Annotated in this window: 26 protein-coding genes and 1 tRNA gene; 16 read left to right on the top strand and 11 right to left on the bottom strand. The window is 64.6% G+C overall.

Annotated features, from left to right (window positions below; translation table 11 throughout):
- Positions 1 to 124: 124 nt before the first annotated feature.
- The 3 genes from KMZ29_RS26910 (at position 125) to KMZ29_RS23180 (ending at position 1,653) form a co-directional block, all read left to right on the top strand.
- Entirely contained in the window at positions 125 to 259 is a 135-nt protein-coding gene (locus KMZ29_RS26910; RefSeq protein ID WP_256442492.1) for a hypothetical protein, read from the top strand.
- 264 nt (positions 260 to 523) lie between these two features.
- Positions 524 to 955, top strand: coding sequence for a hypothetical protein (locus KMZ29_RS23185; RefSeq protein ID WP_215621374.1), 432 nt, complete (start codon positions 524 to 526; stop codon positions 953 to 955).
- Between the two features lie 59 nt (positions 956 to 1,014).
- Positions 1,015 to 1,653, top strand: a complete 639-nt coding sequence (locus KMZ29_RS23180) for a LysE family translocator (protein WP_215624382.1) — start codon at positions 1,015 to 1,017, stop codon at positions 1,651 to 1,653.
- On the opposite strand, the gene KMZ29_RS23175 is transcribed toward KMZ29_RS23180, so the two are convergent.
- Positions 1,641 to 2,396, bottom strand: a complete 756-nt coding sequence (locus tag KMZ29_RS23175; protein ID WP_215621373.1) for a sulfite exporter TauE/SafE family protein — start codon at positions 2,394 to 2,396, stop codon at positions 1,641 to 1,643. The two genes, KMZ29_RS23180 and KMZ29_RS23175, sit on opposite strands and share 13 nt — an antisense overlap.
- A 212-nt stretch (positions 2,397 to 2,608) precedes the next feature.
- Between KMZ29_RS23175 and KMZ29_RS23170 the strand changes: the two genes are divergently transcribed.
- The gene (locus KMZ29_RS23170; RefSeq protein WP_215621372.1) at positions 2,609 to 3,499 is read left to right on the top strand and encodes a LysR substrate-binding domain-containing protein; all 891 of its coding nucleotides are present in this window, start codon (positions 2,609 to 2,611) and stop codon (positions 3,497 to 3,499) included.
- Between the two features lie 35 nt (positions 3,500 to 3,534).
- Here KMZ29_RS23170 and hisN read toward each other — a convergent pair whose 3' ends face one another.
- Together hisN and KMZ29_RS23160 are read right to left on the bottom strand one after the other, a co-directional pair.
- Positions 3,535 to 4,317, bottom strand: a complete 783-nt coding sequence (hisN, locus tag KMZ29_RS23165; protein WP_215621371.1) for a histidinol-phosphatase — start codon at positions 4,315 to 4,317, stop codon at positions 3,535 to 3,537.
- Positions 4,318 to 4,880: 563 nt separating this feature from the next.
- Positions 4,881 to 5,768 carry an N-formylglutamate amidohydrolase gene (locus KMZ29_RS23160; RefSeq protein ID WP_215621370.1) on the bottom strand — a complete coding sequence of 296 codons (888 nt, stop codon included), beginning with the start codon at positions 5,766 to 5,768 and terminating at the stop codon, positions 4,881 to 4,883.
- 301 nt (positions 5,769 to 6,069) lie between these two features.
- Here KMZ29_RS23160 and cpdR point away from each other — a divergent pair, with 301 nt between their 5' ends.
- Together cpdR and KMZ29_RS23150 are read left to right on the top strand one after the other, a co-directional pair.
- Entirely contained in the window at positions 6,070 to 6,429 is a 360-nt protein-coding gene (gene cpdR, locus KMZ29_RS23155) for a cell cycle two-component system response regulator CpdR (protein WP_079542506.1), read from the top strand.
- A 90-nt stretch (positions 6,430 to 6,519) separates the two neighbouring features.
- A tRNA-Val gene (locus tag KMZ29_RS23150) sits at positions 6,520 to 6,594 on the top strand.
- 46 nt (positions 6,595 to 6,640) lie between these two features.
- Here KMZ29_RS23150 and KMZ29_RS23145 read toward each other — a convergent pair.
- Both KMZ29_RS23145 and speD read right to left on the bottom strand, forming a co-directional pair.
- Positions 6,641 to 6,865 (bottom strand): hypothetical protein, encoded by a 225-nt coding sequence (locus KMZ29_RS23145; RefSeq protein ID WP_215624431.1) that lies wholly within the window; start codon positions 6,863 to 6,865, stop codon positions 6,641 to 6,643.
- 188 nt (positions 6,866 to 7,053) lie between these two features.
- Complete coding sequence (gene speD, locus KMZ29_RS23140) at positions 7,054 to 7,404, bottom strand: S-adenosylmethionine decarboxylase (protein WP_215621369.1); 351 nt, start codon at positions 7,402 to 7,404, stop codon at positions 7,054 to 7,056.
- Between the two features lie 102 nt (positions 7,405 to 7,506).
- Here speD and KMZ29_RS23135 point away from each other — a divergent pair, with 102 nt between their 5' ends.
- Positions 7,507 to 8,685, top strand: a complete 1,179-nt coding sequence (locus tag KMZ29_RS23135) for a bis-aminopropyl spermidine synthase family protein (RefSeq protein WP_215621368.1) — start codon at positions 7,507 to 7,509, stop codon at positions 8,683 to 8,685.
- 70 nt (positions 8,686 to 8,755) lie between these two features.
- Positions 8,756 to 9,238, top strand: a complete 483-nt coding sequence (locus KMZ29_RS23130; protein WP_215621367.1) for a GNAT family N-acetyltransferase — start codon at positions 8,756 to 8,758, stop codon at positions 9,236 to 9,238.
- A 128-nt stretch (positions 9,239 to 9,366) separates the two neighbouring features.
- Here the strand turns inward: KMZ29_RS23130 and KMZ29_RS23125 are convergent, their stop codons facing one another.
- Positions 9,367 to 10,026: a class I SAM-dependent methyltransferase gene (locus KMZ29_RS23125; RefSeq protein WP_215621366.1), complete on the bottom strand. Its 660-nt coding sequence runs from the start codon at positions 10,024 to 10,026 to the stop codon at positions 9,367 to 9,369.
- 178 nt (positions 10,027 to 10,204) lie between these two features.
- Here KMZ29_RS23125 and KMZ29_RS23120 point away from each other — a divergent pair, with 178 nt between their 5' ends.
- Both KMZ29_RS23120 and KMZ29_RS23115 read left to right on the top strand, forming a co-directional pair.
- Complete coding sequence (locus KMZ29_RS23120) at positions 10,205 to 10,390, top strand: hypothetical protein (protein ID WP_215606875.1); 186 nt, start codon at positions 10,205 to 10,207, stop codon at positions 10,388 to 10,390.
- Positions 10,391 to 10,654: 264 nt separating this feature from the next.
- Positions 10,655 to 11,038 carry a c-type cytochrome gene (locus KMZ29_RS23115; RefSeq protein ID WP_215621365.1) on the top strand — a complete coding sequence of 128 codons (384 nt, stop codon included), beginning with the start codon at positions 10,655 to 10,657 and terminating at the stop codon, positions 11,036 to 11,038.
- Between the two features lie 206 nt (positions 11,039 to 11,244).
- On the opposite strand, the gene KMZ29_RS23110 is transcribed toward KMZ29_RS23115, so the two are convergent.
- Both KMZ29_RS23110 and KMZ29_RS23105 read right to left on the bottom strand, forming a co-directional pair.
- The gene (locus KMZ29_RS23110) at positions 11,245 to 11,595 is read right to left on the bottom strand and encodes a hypothetical protein (RefSeq protein WP_215621364.1); all 351 of its coding nucleotides are present in this window, start codon (positions 11,593 to 11,595) and stop codon (positions 11,245 to 11,247) included.
- On the bottom strand, positions 11,595 to 12,872 hold the full coding sequence (locus KMZ29_RS23105; protein ID WP_249779769.1) for a sulfite oxidase: 1,278 nt from the start codon (positions 12,870 to 12,872) through the stop codon (positions 11,595 to 11,597). The genes KMZ29_RS23110 and KMZ29_RS23105 overlap by 1 nt, the downstream gene beginning before the upstream one ends.
- Before the next feature lie 377 nt (positions 12,873 to 13,249).
- Here KMZ29_RS23105 and KMZ29_RS23100 point away from each other — a divergent pair, with 377 nt between their 5' ends.
- The 3 genes from KMZ29_RS23100 (at position 13,250) to KMZ29_RS23090 (ending at position 15,592) form a co-directional block, all read left to right on the top strand.
- On the top strand, positions 13,250 to 14,224 hold the full coding sequence (locus tag KMZ29_RS23100) for a quinone oxidoreductase family protein (protein ID WP_215621362.1): 975 nt from the start codon (positions 13,250 to 13,252) through the stop codon (positions 14,222 to 14,224).
- A gap of 201 nt (positions 14,225 to 14,425) precedes the next feature.
- Positions 14,426 to 15,298: a type 1 glutamine amidotransferase domain-containing protein gene (locus KMZ29_RS23095; RefSeq protein ID WP_215621361.1), complete on the top strand. Its 873-nt coding sequence runs from the start codon at positions 14,426 to 14,428 to the stop codon at positions 15,296 to 15,298.
- Between the two features lie 87 nt (positions 15,299 to 15,385).
- A complete protein-coding gene (locus KMZ29_RS23090; RefSeq protein WP_215603527.1) occupies positions 15,386 to 15,592 on the top strand; it encodes a hypothetical protein in 207 nt (68 codons plus the stop codon).
- Positions 15,593 to 15,808: 216 nt separating this feature from the next.
- Here KMZ29_RS23090 and KMZ29_RS23085 read toward each other — a convergent pair whose 3' ends face one another.
- From KMZ29_RS23085 to KMZ29_RS23075, 3 genes are all read right to left on the bottom strand, one after another.
- Positions 15,809 to 16,171: a c-type cytochrome gene (locus KMZ29_RS23085; RefSeq protein WP_215621360.1), complete on the bottom strand. Its 363-nt coding sequence runs from the start codon at positions 16,169 to 16,171 to the stop codon at positions 15,809 to 15,811.
- A gap of 70 nt (positions 16,172 to 16,241) precedes the next feature.
- Entirely contained in the window at positions 16,242 to 17,510 is a 1,269-nt protein-coding gene (locus KMZ29_RS23080) for a PQQ-dependent sugar dehydrogenase (RefSeq protein ID WP_215621359.1), read from the bottom strand.
- 551 nt (positions 17,511 to 18,061) lie between these two features.
- The gene (locus KMZ29_RS23075) at positions 18,062 to 18,913 is read right to left on the bottom strand and encodes an SDR family NAD(P)-dependent oxidoreductase (protein WP_215621358.1); all 852 of its coding nucleotides are present in this window, start codon (positions 18,911 to 18,913) and stop codon (positions 18,062 to 18,064) included.
- A 173-nt stretch (positions 18,914 to 19,086) separates the two neighbouring features.
- Here KMZ29_RS23075 and KMZ29_RS23070 point away from each other — a divergent pair, with 173 nt between their 5' ends.
- The 3 genes from KMZ29_RS23070 (at position 19,087) to KMZ29_RS23060 (ending at position 22,595) form a co-directional block, all read left to right on the top strand.
- Positions 19,087 to 20,214, top strand: a complete 1,128-nt coding sequence (locus KMZ29_RS23070) for an alkene reductase (protein ID WP_215621357.1) — start codon at positions 19,087 to 19,089, stop codon at positions 20,212 to 20,214.
- A 102-nt stretch (positions 20,215 to 20,316) separates the two neighbouring features.
- Positions 20,317 to 20,799 (top strand): GFA family protein, encoded by a 483-nt coding sequence (locus KMZ29_RS23065; RefSeq protein WP_215621356.1) that lies wholly within the window; start codon positions 20,317 to 20,319, stop codon positions 20,797 to 20,799.
- A gap of 137 nt (positions 20,800 to 20,936) precedes the next feature.
- Complete coding sequence (locus tag KMZ29_RS23060; protein ID WP_215621355.1) at positions 20,937 to 22,595, top strand: thiamine pyrophosphate-binding protein; 1,659 nt, start codon at positions 20,937 to 20,939, stop codon at positions 22,593 to 22,595.
- The last annotated feature ends 42 nt before the right edge of the window (positions 22,596 to 22,637 follow it).

Genomic DNA, 22,637 nt, shown 5'->3' with positions numbered 1-22,637 from the left:
ATTCCGCCGCCCTCATGCTCGCCATGACATCTCGTGTCACCAGCTTCCGGATCGGCCGGAGGCTGTCCAACGCCAGCATCCCGCGCGCCCTTCGCGGCCGGGGATGCAACCAAGGGAAAGACAAATGAAGCGCTTCATCCTGTTGACGGTCTTGCTTGCCTCGGTCGCCGGTGCATTCGCCGCGATGGCTCCGGCCTCCGCCGATCCGCACGGCGACCGCATGAAGCGGGATTGCAACAGCGGCGCACGCAAGTGCTGATTGCGTTCTGAGATCGAACAGTCCGACATCGCCCGCCGGCCACCCGCGCCGGCGGGCGCATGTCTTTCATTTCCCATGGCGGCCAAGTTCCTCGCCGTCTGGTACGCGACGCAGATCTCGATGCGGGGGGGGCCGGTCCTCATCGAAGTAGCGCCGGGAGGTTGATCTGAATCAACAAGAGTTGGTCTCGCGCGCGCCGTAATGGCTTTTGCAGGGCCGGGAAATGTCCTAGCCTGATGTCTCGGCGCTCTGGGGGATACGGCGATGCGATTCCGCGTTCGAAAATATGCCCATGTGCTGGAACGCACCGGGCTTGCGATGGCGGGTGCTGCCGCCGGACTGTTTGTCGCCGCCCATGTCGGCTCCAGCATCGCCGCGCTCACGACCCAGGGCTTTCTGGTCGTCATGATGATTGCCGGCGCGATCGGGTTCTATCTCGGGATCGACACGCCGCCTTTGCCGTTTCATGAACCGCATCAGGAGCCTGCGGACGGCTCCGGCGGCAAGATCGATACCGCGGAATTCCTCAGCGCCGTCGGCACCTTCCTCGCGGCGCTGACGGCCTTCGTCTCGGTCGGCGTGATCGTGCTTCGCGAGAATCCGCGGATGTTCTGGACCATCATGATCATGGCCGGATGGGTCATCGGGGTAGCGATGCAGATCGTTGCCGGCGCGATCGCACGCATGCGGCGCTGATAGCCGCCGCCTTTTGCTGTGACCGCTTTGCCGGGCTTGCGAACGAGAATTTGAAACTCATGCTCGGCATCCAGGAACTCTGGCTCTTCATCCTCTCCGGCCTCCTGCTCAACATCACGCCGGGACCCGACACCGCCTATATCGTCGGCCGCAGCGTGCAGATGGGTTGGCGTGGCGGGGCGGCGGCGGCGCTCGGTATCGGCACCGGGTGCCTCGTGCATGTGTTCGCCGCGGCGCTCGGCCTGTCGGCGCTGCTGGCGGCGTCATCGGCCGCGTTCACCGCGGTGAAATGGGCCGGTGCCGCCTATCTCTGCTTCATCGGCGTCAAGATGCTGCTGTCGCGTTTGGGCGCGCCAGCCGCGGAGGCGGCGCCCGCAGACGCCATCATCCCGCTGCGCCAGGTGTTCTGGCAGGGCGCGCTGACCAATGCGCTCAATCCGAAAGTGGCGCTGTTCTTTCTCGCCTTCCTGCCGCAATTCGTGGCGGCGGAGGCGCCGCACAAGGCCTTTGCCTTCGTGGCTCTCGGCCTGATCTTCATCTTCAACGGCACGCTGTGGTGCCTCGGCGTGGCTGCGTTCGCCGCGAAAGCCGCCGGCCGCGTCAAGCAGTCCGGCCGGGCGATGCTGTGGATCGACCGCGCGCTGGGTGGACTGTTCGTCTATCTCGGCGTCCGCATCGCGATGCTTCAGGCGCGGTAGATATTGTAGAGCGTGCTGCTGGCGAGATAGAGCCCGAGCAAAATCATCGCGATCAGGAACCAGCGCCGAAAGGTTTCCGGCTGCATCCGCGAGCGCACCGCCTGGCCGATGAACATGCCGGCAAAGGCTGACGCCATCGCCACTGCGCCCGGCAGCGCGGTCGCAGCGGTCAGCAATCCGGCGGTCGTGAGGTTGAAGGCGAGCGCCACTGTGGCGACGGTGAAGAACACCCCGAGCGCCTGCACCAGTTCGTCCTTTTCCATGCCGATCGCCTGCATGAACGGCATCGACGGGATCACCTGCACGCCGGTGGCGGCGGAAATGATCCCGGTGACGACGCCGACGATGCCGCCGATCCATCCTTCGTCCCGGCGCGCGACCCGGAACGAGAATTTATTGAGGCTGATGATGGCGTAGATCACCAGCAGTACGCCGAGCACGACCGTGCCGTAGCGCGCATAGGGGCCGGTCAGCATGTCCGAGTTCAGCCAGATGCCGATCACGGTGCCCACCATCAAGGGCCACAGCCGCCGGATGATGTCGCGCAGATAGGGACCGATGAAGGTTTGCCAGATATTGGTGATGATGGCCGGCACGATGACGATGGCCAGCGCGTGCGAGGGCTGCATGGTCACCGCGAGCAGCCCCATCGACACCGTCGGCAGGCCGAGCCCGATCACGCCCTTGACGAATCCGGCGAGCAGGAAGGCGGCGGCGATCAGAAGCAGCAGGGGTTCGAACATCAGGGCACATTGACCGATCGAAGCTGACGGCACAATCTGCAGCTTCCGGAGCCAGCCTTCGGCGGTAGCGAAGGCTGGGATCTATTTGCCGTCATTGCGAGGAGCGAAGCGACGAAGCAATCCAGCTTTCTTTTCTTTGCTCGGATAGATGGATTGCTTCGCTTCGCTCGCAATGACGACCTCAATGCCGGTCTCGTTGCAAGGAAACACCCATGCGTTTCGATCTGGTCGACCTCCAGCTGTTCGTTGCGGTGAGCGAGGAGCGTAGCATCACCGGCGGCGCGATGCGCGCAAATCTGGCGCTGGCCTCCGCCAGCGCGCGGATCAAGGGGCTGGAGCAGGCGCTCGGTGTCGCGCTGTTGCGGCGTATTCGCCGCGGCGTCGAATTGACCGCGGCGGGCGAGAGCCTGCTCGATCATAGCAGGTTGATCCTGCACAACGTCGAGGCCATGCGCGGCGATCTAGCGGCTTACGCCAGCGGCGTCCGGGCGAGCGTGCATCTGCTCGCCAACACCTCGGTGCTGTCGGAGCATCTGCCGAAGGCGCTGGCCGCCTTCCTGCGCGATCATCCCGACATCAACGTCGACATCGAGGAGCGCGAAAGCGCCGACATCGCGGCGGCGATCGCCAGCGGTGCCGCCGATCTCGGCTTCGCCGCCGAGCATGCGCTGCCGGACCACATCGAACGCTTCGCCTTCTGCGAGGACAGGCTGATGCTGGTTGCTGCGCGACGCGGCGAGCTTGCCGGCCGCCGCGGCATCGATTTCACCGAAGTTGCCGGGCGTGACTTCGTCGGGCTGACCAATTCGACCGCGCTGCAGGTCCACATCGCAAGACACGCCGCGCGGCTCGGTCTGCGCCTGCGCTTTCGGGCACGGCTTCGCGATTTCGACGCGATCTGCCAGATGGTGGCGGCGGAGGTCGGCATCGCCGTGGTGCCGGAATCCGCCGCCAGGCGTTGCGCGCAAACCATGCCGATCAGCCTGATCCGGATCCGCGACCCCTGGGCCAACCGCAAGCTTGCGATTTGCGCCCGCAGTTTCAAGACGCTGCCGCGCCCGGCAAAACAATTGGTGGAGTATTTGCGCAAGGCGGCGCAGTAGGGAAAACTGTCAAGTCCTCGCAATGAGGAGGAGCCCTAGCTATTCAGCAGCTTCATCGCCGCCTCATGCACCCGCGGGTCGCCGGCGGCGATGATGCGGCCTCCGTTCTGGGCGGGCTTGCCGTCCCAGGTGGTAACGACGCCGCCGGCGCCGGTGATGATCGGGATCAAGGCCGCGATATCATAGGGCTTCAACTCGGTCTCGACGACGAGGTCGAGATGGCCTGCGGCGAGCATGCAGTAGGAGTAACAGTCGCCGCCATAGCGCGACAGCCGCACGGCCCGTTCGACGCGGCCGAAGACTTCGCGGTCGGCGGCGTTCATCAACAGCGGGCTGGTGGTAAACGAGGTCGCCTCGGCGAGCGAGGCGCAGCGCCGCACCGCCAGTTTCCGTTCGCCCAGCGGCCCCTGATAATTTGCCGAGCCGCTGTCGCCGTAAAAGCGCTCGCGGATGAAGGGCTGGTGCATCATCCCGAACACCGGCGTGCCCTTGTGCAGCAGCGCGATCAGGGTGCCCCACAGTGGGAAGCCGGAAATGAAGGATTTGGTGCCGTCGATCGGATCCAGCACCCAGACATAATCGGCGTCTTCGCGCTCGTTGCCGAATTCCTCGCCGACGATGCCGTGCTGGGGAAAATTGGCCTTGATCAGCCGCCGCATCAGCGCTTCCGCGGCGCGGTCGGCCTCGGTCACCGGATCGAATTCGTGGGCATTGCTCTTGTTGTCGACCGAGAGCGAGGTCCGAAAGAACGGCAGGATGGTTTCGCCCGACGTGGTCGCGAGGCGGCCGATGAAGGCGGTGAAATCGATGACCGTCACGGCGGTTCCTTGAAAGTGGGGGCGGGCGGCGGAAAATCTCCTGATCTTGCCTAGCCCAATCCGGCAAGCCGCGCACCGGTGGCGCACACATTATACAGACGGCGGAGCCGGTAGCCGGGCCGGTTAGGCGCCGAATCAGGGCCGCGAAGCGGTGTACTTTCTGATGACAGCGCCGATCACGAATTTGAGAGGTTAACGGCCGCGGCCCGGCGATGCCGATTTAGGCCAGCTCCCGAAGGAAGGAAGCCCCTGAAATGACGTGGAAAACGGCCAAATCCAGCCGTCCCAATCTGCAGCCCAGCAATGTGAATTTTGCATTGCAAATAGCTCAAAAGCCCTTGCGCTTTGTGCAGCGCGGTCGCATATTGTTGCGGTGCGGTAGCGCCTCGCGCTATCGCTGCCCTCCTTGGGCGTTTCCTCCCTAGACTTGGGCCGCTTGTTCATTCAAGCGGCCCTTTTTTCTTGCCCGTATCCTCTCAACATCGTCATTCCGGGGCGCGCGCGAAGCGGGCGAACCACAGATGCGCCAAATGGCGCATCTGGGAATGACTGGAGGGGAGATCCTACTCCGCCGCAGCCTGGAATGGCCCGAGATCACCGAGCGGCACCGCGGCCAGCGCGTCGGCCAAGGCGGCGAAATCCGCGGTCACCTGGGCGAATCTCGCACTGCGTTCGCGCCGCCGCTCGTCCATGTAGATCGCCCGGTTGAGCTCGAGCTGGATGGTGTGCAGTCCGCTTGCCGGATTGCCGTAGTGCTCGGTGATGAAGCCGCCGGCATAGGGCTTGTTGCGCCCGACCGAATAGCCGAGCTGAGTCATGGTTTCCTCGACCATGTCAGGCAGCACGGCCGCGCAACTGGTGCCATAGCGGTCGCCGATCACCATGTCCGGCCGCCGCGGCTCGTCGCGCGAGATGCCGATCGAGGGCATCGAATGGCAATCCACCACGATGACAGTGCCGAATGCCTGATGCGCCTTGTTGATCAACCGACGCAGCGCGCGGTGATAGGGTTTGTACAGCGCCTCGATCCGCGCCAGCGCGTCATCGACCAAAAGCCGCTGGCGATAGATTTCCTGGCCGTCGCCGACCACGCGCGGGATGGTGCCGAGACCGCCGGCCACCCGCATCGACCGTGTATTGGCGAAGCTCGGCAGCCGTCCTGCAAACATCCGGGGATCGAGCTCGTAGGGCTCGCGGTTGACGTCGACATAGGAGCGGGGAAAGTTGACCCGAACGGTCGGAAAACCGCGATCGCTCAAATCGGCGATCAGCTCGTCCATGAAGGAATCTTCGGAACGGCGCAGCGCGGTGAGATCGATCCGCGCGGCGTCGAGGAATTCGTGCGGATAGACCGAGCCGGAGTGCGGGGAGTTGAAGATGATCGGCGCCCGCCACTCGGCCGGCTCCACAATCTCGAACGGTGGCGACAGTTCGCCATCAAGCTGGGGCATCTCGGGCGCCGTCCCTGCGTTCCGCGGCTCTGGAGGCGTCGATTCCGCCAGAAAAACGGAGGTTTTATGGGAATGCATTGTCGGTAATCACGACCATTCTGCCAAGCGAAAAAAGTTCGAAACCATCTGGAACGTATCTTAACGGCCGAAAAATGCCCGGCTTCATTGCCTTGCGACGCTTTCCGGTACAGAAATAGTGCCGCTAACCAGCCGCCGCGCGCCGTCCCCTTTCACCCGAAATTTACCGTCTGTCGGGCTTAGTGGACGCACTGTCCTCCAATTCGGATTCGACGACCCCGCCATGCACAAGATCCTCCTCGCCGAAGACGACAACGACATGCGCCGCTTCCTGGTCAAGGCGCTGGAAAACGCCGGTTTTCAGGTCTCGCCGCACGACAACGGCCTGTCCGCCTATCAACGGCTGCGCGAGGAGCCGTTCGAGATGCTGCTCACCGATATCGTGATGCCCGAGATGGACGGCATCGAGCTGGCGCGCCGGGCCTCGGAACTCGATCCCGACATCAAGATCATGTTCATCACCGGCTTTGCCGCCGTGGCGCTCAATTCGGATTCGGAAGCGCCGAAAAATGCAAAGGTGCTGTCGAAGCCGGTCCACCTGCGCGAATTGGTCAGCGAAGTGAACAAGATGCTGGCGGCCTGATTCGGCCGCTTTATCCGGCGGAAGCCTGCTTGCCTGCCCGCTTTGGAGCCGATATACGGACCTCACCCGTAAAGACCACCTCTTAAAGAGGGGCGCGTAGCTCAGCGGGAGAGCACCTCGTTGACATCGAGGGGGTCACAGGTTCGATCCCTGTCGCGCCCACCATCTTAAATCAATGATTTAGGATGGTTTTCCGGTCCGGCTCTCAAGTTCAAGAAGCCAGGCTGCCGACGGCCTGCCGGGACGGTGCAGAAGCCAGAACCAGCGACTGGCCGCATTCCTCAGTGGTCACCGCAGCATCTTCATCCATGACGACGATGGTGACGTTCCATCCTTCGCTGGCCCACACCCGCGCCTTCGCAATCGCTATCAGCGAACTGTTTCTCTTCATTCTCACGGTTTCGCTGTCCCGTTCCGCGACGATCTCAAAGGCCATATGATTTCCCCGTTGGCTTTTACGAGGCCTACGGTCGTCCGGACGTTTGACCGCAGTTCGCCGGGACGGTGTCGATATGGCGGCGCGGCCGGGCCGAAATCGGGCAGGCTGGTTCCATTCGCCACACGGGCCGCGGACGGAGACCGCCGCGGCAATGCGGCGCGGCTATGCGGTGTCTCCCATCGTCTCTAGGGCTGCGCGGCGATCCGGCGGGGCATCTCATGCACGGCCATCTGTCCGTCCGGGCAGATCTGCGCCTGGATCTGGTCGACGACTTTGCGCGGGTCCATCTGCGGATTGCACAGGAGGATATCGACCAGCAGCAAACGATACTCCGGCCATGTCGTCAGCACGATGTGGGACTCGCCGAGAAAGATCGCGATGGTGAGGCCGTGCGGGACGTAGCGCACTTCGTATTCGCCGACGATGGTGGCGCCGACCGACTGCGCCGCGCTCTTGGCGGCTTCCGCGAGCGCCTGCGCGTCGTGGATGACGTCAGGGCACTCGTACAGCTCCGCGAGAATATGGGTCATCAGCATCGAAGCGCTCCTTCGGTCCGGACCGGATCCGAATGCCTGGCCCAACTCGCATTTAATACGGGTGTGTGCTAGTTAGCCGAATTGGCAGCGAGATCAAGAGTGATGGCCGCGACGTCGATTCTGGACCTGATAGCGCAGGCCACGCGCCTGCGTGAGGGACCGTCCGGCGTCTCGGCAATGCTGCGCGCGGTCTACCGCGGAGGCCCGCTGCGCCTGCAGGACGCGGCACGCGAGGCACGGTTGCCGCTGCCGGTCGCCACCGCCGTGCGCCGCGAGCTGGAAAAGGCCGGGCTGCTCGAACGCCGGCACGGGCTGACGCTGACCGGCGACGGACGCGAACTGGTCGAGCGCGATCTCGGCATGCGCACGCAGATTGACGTCACCTGCCCCACATGTGCGGGACATGGCATCGTCATTCCGGATTCGCTGCAGGACGAGGTCGCGCGGCTGGCGGAAATCATCACGCATGCGCCGTCGGTCGACGTGACGCTGGACCAGGCGCCCTGCAGCCCCGACACCGCGATGCGCCGGGCGCTGTTGATGCTGCAGAATGGCGCGCTCGAAGGCAAACGCGTGCTGCTGCTCGGCGACGACGATTCGGTCTCGATCGCGATCGGCCTGCTCGGCCGCGCGCTGCGCCAAAACGACCTGACCAAAGCCGATCTGACCCGCGGCGTTACCGTGATCGACGCCGACGAGCGGCGGCTGGCATTTCTGCGCGATGCCGCCGCGCGCGAAGGACTGGCGATTGAGACCGTGCATCACGATCTGCGCCGGCCGTTGCCGGCCGCCTTGCGGCGTTCATTCGACGCGATCGAGACCGACCCGCCCTATACGCTGGAAGGCGCGCGGCTGTTTCTCGCCCGCGGCTGCGAGGCGCTGACGGCGCAGGCCGACGGCCATTGCTTCTTCTCGTTCGCGCACTGGCCGCCGTCGCAGACGCTGGACTTGCAGAAAGTGTTCGTCGAGCTCGGCCTCGCGGTGCGGGCGGTGTGGCCGAACTTCAACCGCTATGCTGGCGCGAGCGTGCTCGGCAATCTCGGCCAGCTGATCGAACTCGTGCACGCCGGCGAGGCGGCGGCCGAGTTGCCGGACTTCAGCGGCGCGCTATATACCGCCGAGGTCAATCCGCGCCAGCGCGTCTATGCCTGCGCCGGCTGCGGCAAGGAGATCGTGCTCGGACAGGACGGCATACCCGCCACCATCGATGAGGCGAAGGCGAGGGGATGCAGCCACTGCGGCGGGCACGTGTTCCGCCGGCAGTCGGGCCGGCCGTCATGAACGGCGCGTCCACTGCCGGTTGAGTTCGGCGCCGGCGCGCCAATGGATATGAATTGCATGGATAGGACCAATGTCTGACAAACCAAACTTCCGCCTGCGTCCGCTCGAGGAAAAGGATCTCGAAACGGTGGCCGTGTTCGAGGGCGAGATCGCCAAGATCTCGTTTCCCGACGATCCGATCACCGACACCCGCTTCTACGTCAAGAAGCTGAAGCAGTTGATGGCCAACAAGGACGCCGCCACCTTCGTCGCCGACAGCGGGGGCGAACTGGTCGGCTGGGCCAATGTCAGCCAGCGGCAGAACTTCATCACCAAGGAAAGATACGCCGACTTCCACAGCATCTATGTCGCGCCGTCGCAGCGCGGCGGCGGCGTGGTATCGGCGCTGGTCAACGCGGTGTTCGACCATTGCCGCAAACAGGGACTGGACAAGGTGGTGTTCCGCACCCGCGCCGACAACGAGCGCATGAAGTCGGTGCTGACGCGTGTCGGCTTCCTGCCGACCCAGATCTATTACGAGAAGGCGCTCGATAGGGAGAAGAGCGGGTCTTGAGATCGTCATTGCGAGCGTAGCGAAGCAATCCATAGCGCAGGTTGCGCGAAAGCTGGATTGCTTCGCGGAGCCTGTCATCGGGCGCGCGTTCGCGCGACCCGTTGGCTCGCAATGACGGTGTTGGTATCCTACCGCCCCATCATCATGAACACGTCATAGCGTACCGTCTTGCCGGCGATGGAATGCGACGGCTTGCGCAGCCCCTGCAGCGGCGCTGCGCGCTGCGGCCATTTCAGCACCACGCGCCTGCAGTCGGCGGCCAAGGCCGCCTGCATCAGTTCCAGCGCGTCGGGGTCGGCGCCGACCATTTCGCGCAGCAGCCGCATCTGCTGTTTCACAACAGCCGAATTGGTGCGCGGCGGATGCATGGGATCGACGATCACCGTGTCCGCCCGCAGGCCTGGCAATAGATCGCGGGCATCGCCCTGCATCAACGTCATCCGCGCCACCACCGCGGCGAGTTCGGGGCTCTTCGCGGCCGCCCGCGCCAGCGCGTCGCGCAAGAGGCCGTGGACTTCCGGCGAGCGCTCCAGCAGGGTGACCTGCGCGCCCAGGGTGGCGAGCAGAAAAGCGTCGCGGCCGAGTCCGGCGGTGGCGTCGATGATGGTCGGCACGGCGCCTTTGCCGAATCCGGCGGCCCGCGCCAGCGCGTCGCGGCGGGAAGCGCCGGACCGGAAGCGATAGCCGACCGCGCCGTTGACGAAGTCGAAGGCGGAATCCAGCGGATGCTTCGCCTTCGGCGAACGCCGCTTCGGGTGGGCTGTATCCTGCGGCCCTCCGCTTGTCATGACCCGGCCTGTCCGTTCAAACGTGGCTTCCTCCGCGCGGGCATATTTACGCTTCACGGGCGCAAACCGCTACATTGACGACAATTTTCGGAAAGTTGCGGGGTCCGATAACCTTCATGAGTTAGGTTAAATCGGAACTTCGATTGCGGCGGGTGCGTGGCATTGTATGGATGGTTCCATGTCCGCTTCCATGCACAACGCCGATAAGCACACCCACCGCCGCATCATGCTGGTCGGCCTGATGTTCTGCGCGGCCTTCGTCGCCATCACCTTCCTGGCCAGGGAGCAGCCCGAGAACACTTACGTTCTCAAGAAGGCAGACCGGCTGGTCCGTACCGCCGGCGAAGCGCCGCGGGCCCATTAAGTCATTTCGTTAAGCCACCCGACTTGCCCGGGCCGATCAGTCCGCCGGGCGAACCCGCGCGCGGCGAACTGACGGATCAAGCGCGCGACAATCCGGCTAGCCGCCGCGGGATCAGGCCCGCATGATCGACGCGGGCGGCACTTTGATGGTATGTGGTGCCCGAGGGATGCCGGTCTGCCGGCAATCCGAAAGTCGGATCGACCGCGTGGCCCTGATCAGCCAAGGATTTCCCGGTCCGAAGGGCCACTCAAACAGGAGAACAGGATGCGAGGAGTTGTTTTCGTTGCACTTTTGGCGGTCGCCGGCGCCGGCGAAGCCAGCGCGCAGGACGCCGCTGCCGGCGAGAAGGTCTTTGCCGTGTGCAAGGCCTGCCACCAGGTCGGCGAGACCGCAAAGAACGTCGTCGGGCCGGTCCTCAACGGCATCATCGGCCGCAAGGCGGGCAGCGTCGCCGGCTATTCCTATTCAGCCGCCAACAAGGACTCCGGGATCACCTGGGATGAGGCCACCTTCCGCGAATACATCAAGGACCCCAAGGCGAAAGTCCCGGGCACCAAGATGGTCTATGCCGGCCTGAAGGACGAGCAGAAGACCAGCGACCTGATCGCCTTCCTCAAGCAGTACGACGCCGACGGCAAGAAGAAATAGAATCCAAAAAGCGTTTTCGAGCGAAAGCCTGCCCCGCACTTGATGCGGGGTGGGCGCCGGTTCGCGTGAAGAAAACGCGTCAAGAAACGGTAGCGTTTTCGAGCGAAGTGGGCGCCGGTTCGCGTGAAGAAAACGCGTCAAGAAAAGATGACCAGAGTTCTGATTCAATCGGACCCGGAAAGGGGGTCGGCTCCGCCGGCCCCCTCTTACTTCGCGAACGGGTTCTGCCAGCCGCCGCGGCCTGCGGCCGGTGCGCGCGGCGGATAGGCCGCCTCCAGATAGCCCAGCACCGCGTCGCGGTCCTTGTCGTCGAGCGCGGGCATGTTGTGGCGGCGGATCATCAGGCTGATCGAATCGTCCCACTGCGCCCGCGTCATGCCCTGCTGCGCCACCAGCTTGAAGCCGTGGCAGGCGGTGCAGGTGTAGAAGGTCTGGTCGCGGCCGCTGCCTTCGGCAAACTCCTCCGGACTCTCGTCGCGCGGCGTGAAGGTCGATTGCGCTGTCGCGGGCGCCATCCACAGCAGGCCCGCCATCGCCGCCATTACGAATCGCAGCATCAGCCCACCAGCACCGCGATGCGGTGCATGGCGTTGCCGCCGTAGCCTTGCGGATTCCAGAAGCCGGCCTGGTGCGGCTGCATCGCGCCCTTGGAATCGGTGGCGCGCGTCCAGATCTCGAAATAGCCGTCGGAGGGCAGCTTCACGGTCGCGGTCCAACGCTGCCAGTCGTATTTGTTCTTCGGCTTTTCCAGCTTGGCGCGCTGCCAGCTGGCGCCGAAATCGGTCGAGACGTCGATCTGCTTGACAGTGAGATCGCCGGCCCACGACGCGCCGCGCAGTTTCAGTTCCTTGGTTCCGGCCGCGAACTTGGCGCCGTTGGCCGGATTGGTGATGATCGAGCGCACCGGCATCGATTCCAGGATGCGGAAGTTCTTCGGATCGGCCTTGTCGCCGGGCACCATCGGCTTGATGGCGACGCGATAGGAGAATTCGGTCATGCCGGGGCCGTCATGCTCCTTGTCGCGGATGGTGATGCGCGTCAGCCATTTTTGCGACGCGGAGCCCGCCCAGCCCGGCACGATCAGCCGCACCGGCCCGCCATGGATGTTGGGCAGCGGCTGGCCGTTCATGGCCCACACGATCATGGTGTGAGAGTCCATCGCCTTCTCGATGCGCACGCCGCGCGACAGGCTCGGCTTTTTGGCGTCGCCCGACAGATGCAGGTCGGCGGCATAATGCGCGGTATATGTCGCGGTCTTCTTCAGGCCTGCGGCCTTCAGCACCTCGGCCAGCGGCACGCCGGTCCATTCCGCGCAGCCCGCGCCGCCATTGGTCCACTGGTTGCCGCGCGCCGGCGGCGAGAAGCCGGCGCGGCCGTTGCCGCCGCATTCCAGCACCATGCGCCGCGTCACTGCCTTGTATTTCGATTTCAGTTCCCCGAGCGTGATCTCGAGCTTGTTGTTGACCTCGCCGTCGATGGTGATCTTCCAGGCGTCGGGATTCTTCGTCTCTTCGGGGATCTGCCCGTTGTTGCGGATATAGAATTTGTCGATCGGCGTGGTGTCGTCGTCGAGCAAGCTTTCCGGCGTCTCGGCGACCAGCGGCTTTTCGCCGAGCACGACGAGCTTGTCGCTCTTGCCGGGGAATTTCAGATATTGCGGCCCTTTCGGCGCGGCGGGCGCGGCCGCGCCTTGCGCGTGGGCGGCCGGAATGCCGCCGCCGTCGCCGGATATCGGCAGGCTGCCGCCAAGGATCGCTCCCATGGCCGCCAGGCCCGTACTGCCCAGAAATCCGCGCCGGCTGGTGGAAAAACTGCTCCCGCTCTGCTGCGTCATGATCATCCTCCCCTTCGCATTGTTGGTTCGTGGTCCGGTTGCCCCGGAACGCCAACTTTGATGCCGAGTATTGGCGGTTTGGGGCCTCTCCGCAAGGCCGATGCAGGCCCGCTACCCGGCCGGTTGGCCCGCTCCGCCCTTGCGCTTGCCGCCCGTCGGCGGCAGATTTGCGCCGCGGCATCGAAGGCCGCCAAGAACGAAACCCAGGGAATGCCCATGGCGGCCATGCGGATCGACTGCGCCATCCGTGCCGCCGCCGTGGGCGGAAACCGAACACCGCAACACCATCAAGACAACCATTCGCGCGCTTTGCAGGCTGTCCGCAACGGACCGTCCTGTCGTCTTCGGCGCATCATCCCACCCCAAGGAGTAACTCCATGACGCACGCCATCCGCTTCCACAAAACCGGCGGTCCCGAAGTTCTGGCCTGGGAGGAAGTCCAGGTCGGCAAGCCCGGTCCCGGCGAGGCGCGCATCCGTCACACCGCGGTGGGCCTCAACTTCGTCGACATCTATATCCGCTCCGGCCTCTATCCGGCGCAGCTGCCGAGCGGCCTCGGCGGCGAGGCGGCCGGCGTGGTCGAGGAGGTCGGCGCCGGCGTCACCGATCTGAAACCCGGCGACCGCGTCGCCTATGGCGCCGCGCCGATCGGCGCCTATGCCGAGGCGCGGCTGATCCCGGCCGATCGGCTGCTGAAGCTGCCCGACGGCATCGACGACAAGACCGCCGCCGCCATGATGCTGAAGGGACTGACCACGCAATATCTGATCCGCCAGACCTATCGGGTGAAGGCCGGCGACACCATCCTGCTGCATGCCGCGGCCGGCGGCGTCGGCCTGATCCTCAGCCAGTGGGCCAAGCACCTCGGCGCCACCGTGATCGGCACCGTCGGCAGCGATGAAAAGGCCAAGCTCGCCAAGGCCCATGGCTGCGCCCACACCATCGTCTACACCCGCGAGGATTTCGTCAAACGCGTCGACGAGATCACCGGCGGCAAGAAGGTGCCTGTGGTGTACGACTCCGTCGGCAAGGACACGTTTTTGAAATCGCTCGACTGCCTGGCGCCGCTCGGCGTCGCCGCCCTGTTCGGGCAGTCCTCCGGCAGCGTCGAGCCGCTCAACCTCGGCATCCTCGCCGCGAAGGGTTCGCTCTTCGTCACCCGCCCGACGCTTGCCACCTACGCCGCCAAGCGCGAAAACCTGGTCGCGATGGCGAACGAGCTGTTCGACGTGGTGAAATCGGGCGCGGTCAAGATCGAGGTGCACCAGACCTACCCGCTGAAGGACGCGGCCAGGGCCCATGCCGACCTCGCCGCCCGCAAGACCACGGGATCGACGGTGTTGACGGTGTGAGGGGCTGGCGGACGGTGTTGAGGCCGTCATTGCGAGCCAACGGGTCGGCGCGAAGCGCCGCCCGATGACAGGCTCCGCGAAGCAATCCAGCCTTCACATAGGCAAACTGGATTGCTTCGTCGCTACGCTCCTCGCAATGACGTAGCGGCAAGCGGCGGGCACAGCTTGCCCGCCGCTTGCCGCTGGTGCGGAGACGGGTTGATGGCGCGCGTTCTTGTCCTGTTGCCGGCGCGGGATTTCGATCCGAGCGAAGCTGCGGTGAGCTGGCGGGTGCTCGCGAGCGCCGGACACGCGGTCCATTTTGCGACGCCGGACGGACGGCCCGCTGTCGCCGACGACATGATGCTGACGGGGAGGGGGCTCGATCCCTGGGGCGCCATTCCGCTGTTGCGGAATCTTCCCCTGATCGGGCTTCTGATGCGCGCCAACCGCGACGCGCGCGAGGCCTACGCCGAAATGATCGCGGACCAAAACTATCTGGCGCCGCAGCGTTGGGATGCCGTCGATCCCGCAAATTACGACGGGCTGCTGTTACCCGGTGGGCATCGCGCGCGAGGCATGCGCGATTACCTCGAAAGCGAAATTCTGCATGATATTGTCGCCCATTTCTTCGATGAGGAAAAGCCGGTGGCGGCGATCTGCCACGGCGTGTTGCTGGCGGCGCGCAGTCGCTCGAAGCGGACCGGGCACTCGGTTCTCCGGGGATATCAGACCACCGCTCTGACCTGGGCGTTCGAGAACAGCGCCTGGTCGGTCGGACGCATTACGCGGTTCTGGGATCCCGATTACTACCGGACCTATCTGGAGCAAAGCGGGCAGCCGAAGGGCTTTATGTCGGTGCAGCAGGAAGTCACGCGCGCGCTGGCGCGCCCGGAGGATTTCCGCGACGTGCCCCGCACCGATCCGCACTTTCGCCGGAAGACGTCGGGCCTGCAGCGCGATTCAAACGACAATGCGACGCCGGCCTTTGTCGTCCGGGATCGCAATTACGTCTCGGCAAGATGGCCGGGCGATGTTCACACCTTCGCGAATACCTTTGCCGGCATGCTGAAGCAGCAACACAGGGCCGCTTGAATCGGCGGCGAAGGCGACATTTCTGGCTTACGCTGGCAAAGTGCGCTGTTATAAGGCTGCTTCGGTAGTCATGACAGGCGGAAGCGGATGGACAAGCAAGCGATGCGCGAGGAGGCCGAGCGCCTGATCCGCGAAACCATGGCGCGCAAGACGCTGGTCGTGAAGCAGGGCAACACCCGCATCGAGACCACGTGCGGCAAATGCGGCGCGCCGAACCGCATCTCGGCGGAAAAGGGCGCCACCCGCGTCAAATTCGCCTGCAAGCAATGCGGGCACAAGCAAGAGACGCTGTGAGCAATGCTGCGCTGTTTTTGCGGCGCGCGGAATGCCACCCTGCATCATCGTCCCTGCGAACGCTGGGACCCATGCGCCGCGGCCTATCGTTTTGCCATGGAGGCAGACACCTTTCGCATAACCGTCGCCTCCCTGCGTTCGCAAGGACGACGCTGAGAGCGATAGCGCACTGCCCTTTGCAGACGCCGAAAACGCCCGGCGAAATCCGGATGCCGGCTATTGGCCCGGCAGTTTTCCGATGCTGATCTCGATCGCGGAAAAATAGGCGGCGAGATCCTCGATGTCCTTGTCCGACAGCGACGGTACGACCACCGACATCGCGTCGTTCTTGCGCCCGCCGGATTTGAACGCCTGCAGCTGCGTGATCAAATAGGGTTCGGTCTGGCCGGCGATGTTCGGCGCGTCGGGGGTCTTGGAGAGGCCATCGAGGCCATGACAGGCCTGGCAGATCAGCGCCTTGGCGCGGCCGGCTTTGACGTCGCCGGCACGGCACGGGTTGCCGCTGGCTGCGAGAAGGCAGGCCGATGCCAACAGGCAGACGACGAGCCGCGCCACCCGGGGATGCGCAGGAATCACCATGAATCCTCATTGAGCCTGGACGAAGGAAGCTGATGGCCCCCATGTGTGGGGGGCCATCAACCGGCTCAGTTTACTTGCCGTCGTACCAGATGCGATAGAGCGCGCCGACCAGATCGTCCGAGACGATCAGCGAGCCGTCGTGCAACTGCGCCACGTCGACCGGACGGCCGAGGTAATAGCCTTTGTCGTTCCACCCTTCGGCGAACGGCTCGGACTTGCCTGCGACGTGGCCATCCTCCTTGAGAAAGGTCACCATCAGCCGAGCGCCGACCGGCACGGTTCGATTCCACGAGCCGTGTTGTGTCGAGAAGATCGCGCCCTGGTATTTCTTCGGAAACATGGTGCCGGTGTAGAACATGAGGCCGAGGTCCGCCGCGTGCGCGACTTGTTCCACTTCGGGGAAAATCACGTTGGCCGGCGGGGTATCGGTCTTGTATTCGTTGGTGCGCGTGCGACCGCCGCCGTACCACGGGAAGCCGAAATCCTGGCCCACGGCGGTGATGCGGTTCATCTCGCCGGCGGGAATATCGTCGCCCATGCCGTCGACCTGGTTGTCGTTGGTCCAGAGCGACTTGTCCTTCGGATTGAAGTCCATGCCGACGGGGTTGCGCAGCCCGATCGCGTAGACTTCGCGATTCTTGCCGTCGCGGTCCATGCGGATGATGCCGCCGATGCCGAGCTTGCGGTAGGCATCATTTTTCTCTTTCGTCGGCACGTTGTAGGGCTGACCCAGCTGGATATAGAGCTTGTTGTCCGGCCCGATCCGGCAGGTTCGCGCCGTATGATTGTAGCTCTCGTCTGCCTTCGGAATCAGCTCGCCTTCCGGGACGACGGCGCCGGCGACGACGTCATTACTTTCATAGAAGAACTCGGCCGCCGCATATTCCAGCACCCGATTCTGCTCGGCGATGTAGAGGAAGCCGTCCTTCGAGAAGCAGGCGCCGTTGGGGATTTTCTTCGGCAGCGTCGGCGCGAACTCCTTCACCTCGTCTCCCACGCCGCCGCGTCCACGGTCGGTCACCACCCAGACCTTCGATTTGCGCGTGCCCACGAAGGTCGCGACCCCCTGCGGGCCGACCGCGATGTGGCGGGCGTCCGGCACCAGCGCGTAGAGAGAGATGTGGAAACCCGGCGGCAGCTTTATCTTGGTGAGATTCTGTTTGACCTGATCGGCTTTCGCACCGGTCTGCGGGATTTCGGGCCAATCGGCCGTGCTGCCGGTCTGATGCATGGCGCCGAGCGTTTCCAGCGCGCTCGGCGCGGGCTGCGCAGGCTGCGCAGCGGCCGGCCAGGCGGCCAGTGACAATAAAGCCACCGTCGTCATAAAACGAAGCTTCATGGATGCCTCCCTTTGATGCCCCCATTTCTAACGGGTGGTCACCCGCTGTCGGGGGAATGCCGCTATCAGTGCGCCGGCGTGCATGATTGTCAAACGGCAACTTTCAAATATCGCGCCGCAATAGCGGCGCTGGTGCGGCGCACGTGTGCCGAGTTTGTGGAACGCTGCCCATGAATTTTCCCTTCGGCGTTTCAGTGTCATGAAATGGGAAAGCGAATTGGCGCCGGCGAGGCACCGCGACCTTGTTCGTGGACGCTGAGAAGCAAGCTTCTCAGGGATGACGGTGGCAAGAAAGCCCGGTCGCCGAGGAGAGCGCGGAGTAAGCCGTAAAACCATCGCGAAACTGCGTTTGTGTGCGAATGCACGCCACATCCTTCGCCTGTCATCACCCGCGAAAGCGGGTGATGACAGTATCCCAGAGACGCCAGTGATTAAATCGATAGGCCGCGGCGTACTGGATCCCGCCGGAGCCTGTCATCCGGCCGGCCGAGGGCCGGACCGGTTGGCGGGGCATGATGGTCTTGGATTAGCATCGCCTGGCAATGACAACCTCAAGTCCCCTTCACAAACGCCGCGAACGCCTCCGCATAGTCCGGATGCCAGCGCGACAGCGCGGGGCGGTTTTCGACGACGTCGCCGGCGGCCCAGAGAATGCGCCGCTCGTCGAGACTGCGCGGCACGTCGTTATCAGGACACAGGATATAGAAATCGCCGGTCGCCACGCGCTCGATCATGAAGTCGACGGTCTGCTCCGGCGTCCAGGCGCCGGCAGGTTTTTCGGTGCGGCCGCGCGCGGTGAGGGCGGTGAAGACGTGGCCGGGGATAAACAGATGTGCACTGACCCTGCAGTCCGCCGTATTTCGCAATTCGTGCTGCAGCGCCTCGGTGAAGGCTTTCACGCCGGACTTGGAGACGTTGTAGGCGGGATCGCCGGGAGGGGTCGTGATGCCCTGTTTCGAGCCGGTGTTGATGATGAGGCCCGGCCGTCCGCGCTCGATCATGTGGGGTGCGAAGGCTTGCGAGCCGTGGATCACGCCCCACAAATTGACGCCGAGAATGCGCTGCCAGTTTTCCAGCGGCCCGAACATGGTGCTGCCCGGCTGGATGCCGGCATTGTTCATCAGGATATCGGCGCCGCCGAACCGCCTGCGCACCGTGCTTTCCAGTTCCGACACTTGCTCGATGCGGCTGACATCGACCGCGACAGCCATGATGTCGGCGGCGCCGCCTCGGGCGGCCGATGCCAGTTTCTTTTCCGCCGCCGCGAGCCGGTCGCCGCCGAGATCGGCGATGCAGACTTTCATGCCGATGCCGGCAAAGCGCATCGCGGCGGAAAGGCCGATGCCGGACGCGCCGCCCGTGATCACGGCGACATTATTGGGGGATATGGCGGGGTGGAGCACGTGCATTCTCCTGAGGTGGCGATGGCATGCGACGAGTTATGGCGATGCGGCGGGCCCACCATGCACGAAACCGCATGGGAGGTCTTCAACCGTCGCGATCTCCCTCGCCCGGCCTTTTGCGATCGGGGCTAACCGGCTACATAGCCCTATCGACAGCATCATCCGGGGCCAACATGAAATTTCCGTCGTTGTTTTCACCGCTCGAGATCGGACCTTACCAACTCCAGCATCGCGTCGTGATGGCGCCGCTGACGCGGATGCGGGCGGAAAAGCCCTCGCTGGCGCCGCGGCCGCTGAATGTGGAATATTACGCGCAGCGCGCGACGGCCGGCGGACTGATCGTCGCCGAGGCCTCGCCGGTGGCGGCGACCGCGTTCGGAAGCCCCGGCGTGCCCGGCATCTATTCGGACGCGCAGATCAAGGGATGGCGCGAAGTCGTCGATGCCGTCCACGCCAAGGGTGGCGTGATCTTCCTGCAGCTCTGGCATGTCGGCCGTGTCTCGCATTCCTCGTTCCAGCCCGGCGGCGTGCTGCCGGTGGCGCCTTCGGCGGTGCCGATCTCGCCTGACCTGAAGACCATGACGGCGGACGGCAAGGTCACGACCTATGAGACGCCGCGGGCGCTGGAGACCTCCGAAGTCGCCGGCGTGGTCGAGGCCTTCCGGCAGGCCGCCGCCAACGCCAAGGCGGCCGGCTTCGACGGCGTCGAGATCCACGGCGCCAACGGCTATCTGCTCGAGCAATTCCTGCAGTCGTGCAGCAATCTGCGCACCGACCAGTATGGCGGATCGATCGAGAACCGCGCGCGGCTGCTGCTGGAGATCACGCAAGCCGCGGTCGAGGTCTGGGGCGCGAACCGGGTCGGCGTGCGGCTGTCGCCCTATGGCATCGCCAATGATTCCGGCGAGCCGGACCCGATGCCGCTCTATACCCATGTCGTCCAGTCGCTCAATCCGCTCGGGCTCGCCTATCTGCATTTCATCGAGCCGCGCTCGAGCGGTGCGGGCCGCGCCGAGGTCAATTGGCAGAACGTGCCCTCCGCGATGATGCTGTTCCGTCCGATCTGGAAGGGCATCCTGATCGCGGCCGGCGGCTTCACCGGCGAGACAGCGGATGCGGCGATATCAGCCGGCCATGCCGACGCCGTCGCGTTCGGCCGCATCTTCATTTCGAACCCCGATTTGCCGCGCCGCCTGCGCGAAGGGTTGCCGCTGACGCCCTACAACCGCGCCACCTTCTACGGCGGCGAGGCCGCGGGCTACACGGATTATCCGGTGTATGGGGAACTGGAGAAGGCCTAACGTCATTGCGAGCGAAGCGAAGCAATCCATCGCGCCACAAAGCAAGAATGGATTGCTTCGTCGCTTTCGCTCCTCGCAATGACGGTGGAGGGGAAGGCGCGAATGGCGAAAGAGGCTAAACCAGTCGGAATCGCCGCCGGCCAATGCCTGTGCGGCAAGGTGGCCTTCGAAATCGACACGCCGGCGCGCTGGGCCTGGCATGATCATTCGGCGGCATCCCGGCGCGCGCATGGCGCGGCCTATGCGACCTATGTCGGCAGCTGGCGCAAGCGCTTTCGGGTGACCAAGGGCAAGGCGACCATCGCGCGCTTCGAGGACCAGGCGACCAAGACCGTGCGCGGCTTCTGCACGAACTGCGGCACGCCGCTGTTTTACGAGCGCGCGCGCTCGCCGCATATGGTCAACATCCCGCGCGCGCTGTTCTCGGGCCGCACCGGCCGGCAGCCGCTCTACCATATCGCGATCGAAGAATTGCAGGAGTGGGCTTACACCGGCGAGCCGCTGGTGCCGCTGAAGGGGTTTCCCGGCGTGGTCTGGCAGCGTTCGAAAAAGAAGAAGCGCGTTGAGCCCGAGGGGATGTTCTGAGCTGGAACGGCGGGCGCGTGATGTCGAGTCTGGCGACGCAGGGCAGCCATGACCGCGCTCCATTGCCTCCGTCATTCCGGATCGGCCATGATGCAAAAACCCCGACGGTAACGGCCGCGGGAAGGGGGAGGGTTTTCATGAATCGTATCACCGGGCGCTCGGCGTTCCTGGCACTGCTCAAGGACGAGGGCATCACGCATCTATTCGGCAATCCCGGCACCACCGAACTGCCGATCATGCACGCCCTGAAGGATCATCCCGACCTCACCTATGTGATGGCGATGCAGGAAAGCCTGGTGGTCGCCATTGCTGATGGCTTCAGCCGCGCCTCGGGTAAGCTCGTCGCCTGCAACGTCCATGTCGCGCCCGGGCTCGGCAATGCGATGGGCTCGCTGTTCAATGCGAGCTTCACCGGCACGCCGATGATCCTGACCGCCGGCCAGCAGGAGCAGGGCCATGGGCTGATGGAGCCGGTGCTGTACGGACCGCTGGTGCAGATGGCGGAACCGGTGGTGAAGTGGGCGGTCGAGGTGACCCGGCTGGAGGACCTGCCGCGGGTCGTGCGCCGCGCCGCCAAGATCGCGACCACGCCGCCGACCGGGCCGGTGTTCATCTCTCTGCCCGGCGACATCCTCAACGCCGAAGCCGGCATCGAACTCGGCCGCTCGACCCGCGTCGATACGCGGGTGAAGCCGTCGGACGAATCTCTGGCTGCACTGGCGCAACGCATCCTGAAAGCGCAAAATCCCGTCATCATCGCCGGCGACGAGATCGTCAAAAGCGACGCGCTGCAGGAGGCGGCTGCGCTGGCTGAGACGCTCGGCTGTGCGGCCTATCAGTGCTCGACGCCCTACGGCGCGCATTTCCTGTCGGAGAGCCCGTGCTTCATGGGCGCGCTGTCGCGGCTGCAGAAGCAGGTCCGCGAGGTGCTGTCGCCCTATGATCTGATGATCGTGCTCGGCGCCGATCCCTTGCGGATGTCGGTTTACAGCGAGGTCGATCCGCTGCCCGAGGGCATGTCGATCGTGCAGGTCGGCCTGGTCGATGGCGACCTCGCCAAGAATTACGGCGCCGAGATCGCGCTGAAGGCCGACGTCAGGGAAACCCTGCGCGTGCTGGTGCCGGCGCTCAAGGCCGCCGGCGGCGCGGCGCTGCAAGCCCGCGCCAGGCAGGGCATCGCCGCGCTGGCGTCGAAGAACTGGACGGCGAAGCGCAAGGCGCTGGTCGAGCAGATATCCAAAGCCAGGGATCGTTCGCCGATCGATCCGGACTGGCTGGCGCTGCAGGTGGTCGAGGCGATGCCCGCGAACGCCATCCTGGTCGACGAGGGACTGACGTCGTCGCGGCAGATCCTGGCGCTGCGCCCGCATCGCGACCGCTACGGTTATCATGCGCTGGCTTCCGGCGGCATCGGCTGGGGACTGCCGGCCTCGGTCGGTGTCAGCATCGCCAATCCGGACCGGCCGGTGGTGTGCTTCTCCGGCGACGGCAGCGCGATGTATTCGATCCAGGCGCTGTGGACCGCGGCGCATCACAAGCTGCCGCTGACGGTGGTGATTGTGAATAATGGCGGCTACCGCATCATCAAGCAGCGGCTCTTGGCGTTCCATGGCGACGATCACTATGTCGGCATGGATTTCGTCGAACCCAAGGTGGATTTCACGGGCCTGGCAAAATCGCTCGGCATGGAAGCGGTGCGGGTCGCTGAGCCCGGCGCGATCGCGCCCGCGCTGAAATCGGCGATTTCGCGGCCCGGCGCGAAACTGATCGAGGTGGTGGTGGACGGCACGGTGTGAGAATTCCCGTCATTCCGGGATGGTCCGAAGGACCAGACCCGG

This window comes from Bradyrhizobium sediminis, assembly GCF_018736085.1.
Lineage (GTDB): Bacteria > Pseudomonadota > Alphaproteobacteria > Rhizobiales > Xanthobacteraceae > Bradyrhizobium > Bradyrhizobium sediminis.
Note: the sequence above shows the minus strand (reverse complement) of the source record. Positions and strands in the feature narration are given on the sequence as shown.

Coding starts and splice junctions, on each gene's coding strand:
- KMZ29_RS23110 (WP_215621364.1), bottom strand. CDS start 11,595: ATGCTGCGATTCGTAATGGCGGCGATGGCGGGCCTGCTGTGGATGGCG.
- KMZ29_RS23170 (WP_215621372.1), top strand. CDS start 2,609: ATGCGTTTCGATCTGGTCGACCTCCAGCTGTTCGTTGCGGTGAGCGAG.
- KMZ29_RS23060 (WP_215621355.1), top strand. CDS start 20,937: ATGAATCGTATCACCGGGCGCTCGGCGTTCCTGGCACTGCTCAAGGAC.
- KMZ29_RS23185 (WP_215621374.1), top strand. CDS start 524: ATGCGATTCCGCGTTCGAAAATATGCCCATGTGCTGGAACGCACCGGG.
- KMZ29_RS23135 (WP_215621368.1), top strand. CDS start 7,507: ATGGCCGCGACGTCGATTCTGGACCTGATAGCGCAGGCCACGCGCCTG.
- KMZ29_RS23175 (WP_215621373.1), bottom strand. CDS start 2,396: ATGTTCGAACCCCTGCTGCTTCTGATCGCCGCCGCCTTCCTGCTCGCC.
- KMZ29_RS23090 (WP_215603527.1), top strand. CDS start 15,386: ATGGACAAGCAAGCGATGCGCGAGGAGGCCGAGCGCCTGATCCGCGAA.
- KMZ29_RS23120 (WP_215606875.1), top strand. CDS start 10,205: ATGTCCGCTTCCATGCACAACGCCGATAAGCACACCCACCGCCGCATC.
- KMZ29_RS23130 (WP_215621367.1), top strand. CDS start 8,756: ATGTCTGACAAACCAAACTTCCGCCTGCGTCCGCTCGAGGAAAAGGAT.
- KMZ29_RS23105 (WP_249779769.1), bottom strand. CDS start 12,872: ATGACGCAGCAGAGCGGGAGCAGTTTTTCCACCAGCCGGCGCGGATTT.
- KMZ29_RS23160 (WP_215621370.1), bottom strand. CDS start 5,768: ATGCCCCAGCTTGATGGCGAACTGTCGCCACCGTTCGAGATTGTGGAG.
- KMZ29_RS23125 (WP_215621366.1), bottom strand. CDS start 10,026: ATGACAAGCGGAGGGCCGCAGGATACAGCCCACCCGAAGCGGCGTTCG.
- KMZ29_RS23065 (WP_215621356.1), top strand. CDS start 20,317: ATGGCGAAAGAGGCTAAACCAGTCGGAATCGCCGCCGGCCAATGCCTG.
- KMZ29_RS23145 (WP_215624431.1), bottom strand. CDS start 6,865: ATGGCCTTTGAGATCGTCGCGGAACGGGACAGCGAAACCGTGAGAATG.
- cpdR (WP_079542506.1), top strand. CDS start 6,070: ATGCACAAGATCCTCCTCGCCGAAGACGACAACGACATGCGCCGCTTC.
- KMZ29_RS23080 (WP_215621359.1), bottom strand. CDS start 17,510: ATGAAGCTTCGTTTTATGACGACGGTGGCTTTATTGTCACTGGCCGCC.
- KMZ29_RS23095 (WP_215621361.1), top strand. CDS start 14,426: ATGGCGCGCGTTCTTGTCCTGTTGCCGGCGCGGGATTTCGATCCGAGC.
- KMZ29_RS23100 (WP_215621362.1), top strand. CDS start 13,250: ATGACGCACGCCATCCGCTTCCACAAAACCGGCGGTCCCGAAGTTCTG.
- KMZ29_RS23180 (WP_215624382.1), top strand. CDS start 1,015: ATGCTCGGCATCCAGGAACTCTGGCTCTTCATCCTCTCCGGCCTCCTG.
- KMZ29_RS23085 (WP_215621360.1), bottom strand. CDS start 16,171: ATGGTGATTCCTGCGCATCCCCGGGTGGCGCGGCTCGTCGTCTGCCTG.
- KMZ29_RS26910 (WP_256442492.1), top strand. CDS start 125: ATGAAGCGCTTCATCCTGTTGACGGTCTTGCTTGCCTCGGTCGCCGGT.
- KMZ29_RS23115 (WP_215621365.1), top strand. CDS start 10,655: ATGCGAGGAGTTGTTTTCGTTGCACTTTTGGCGGTCGCCGGCGCCGGC.
- speD (WP_215621369.1), bottom strand. CDS start 7,404: ATGCTGATGACCCATATTCTCGCGGAGCTGTACGAGTGCCCTGACGTC.
- KMZ29_RS23070 (WP_215621357.1), top strand. CDS start 19,087: ATGAAATTTCCGTCGTTGTTTTCACCGCTCGAGATCGGACCTTACCAA.